The following is a 629-nucleotide window of genomic DNA, read 5'->3' as shown; positions in this document are numbered from 1 at the left end:
GATGAAATGAAACTAATAATGGAAATTTCTTGGGAAATGTCTGTTAAGACATCCTTGGCTTACTCACAGTGGTACGAGCATGGTATTTCCACAAACCAGTGACCACCCTCTTCCCCAGTGGTCTGGTTCGGGCGCCACTTCTTATTACTTACCCAGGGACTGATCGACTTGAGGATTTTAAAGACCAACCTATCATTAGGTTTGGCGGTGAATATGCTCAATAAATCGTCATAGAGCTTCGCCTGCTGTTTCGGCAAGATGACTATTGCCCTTTTAGGCGATATAGTCGCTTTGGAGATTCTGTCAAAGGTAAAGCCACATTATATGTGGTGCCGGGAGCGGGAATCGAACCCGCATAGCTCTTAGAGCCGGAGGATTTTAAGTCCTCTGCGTCTACCAGTTCCGCCATCCCGGCGTACATTGCTCAGATTAAGTTTTGGAGTACGAATTGTAACAACTTGTTCCCAGTTTTAAAACCTACTGCTTTAGAAAATCCCTTACTTTTACTTAAATTGGGTGAAAATATTACATTATGGGGTATGCTGTACGTTTGTAAAGTGTTTGTCTGTAAAGACATTTGGCCAGTGAATTTTGCGTACATTTTATTACTCCGAGCCCGCGGTATCAAA

At 43.1% G+C, this 629-nt stretch carries 1 tRNA gene; it reads right to left on the bottom strand.

Going from position 1 to position 629, the window contains the following annotated elements:
* Nucleotides 1-327 precede the first annotated feature (327 nt).
* A tRNA-Leu gene (locus QGH30_09765) sits at nt 328-415 on the bottom strand.
* Nucleotides 416-629: the final 214 nt, after the last annotated feature.

It is taken from the genome of Candidatus Krumholzibacteriia bacterium (genome assembly GCA_030748535.1).
Lineage (GTDB): Bacteria > Krumholzibacteriota > Krumholzibacteriia > JACNKJ01 > JACNKJ01 > JASMLU01.
This window is presented reverse-complemented; position numbering and strand designations above follow the sequence as displayed.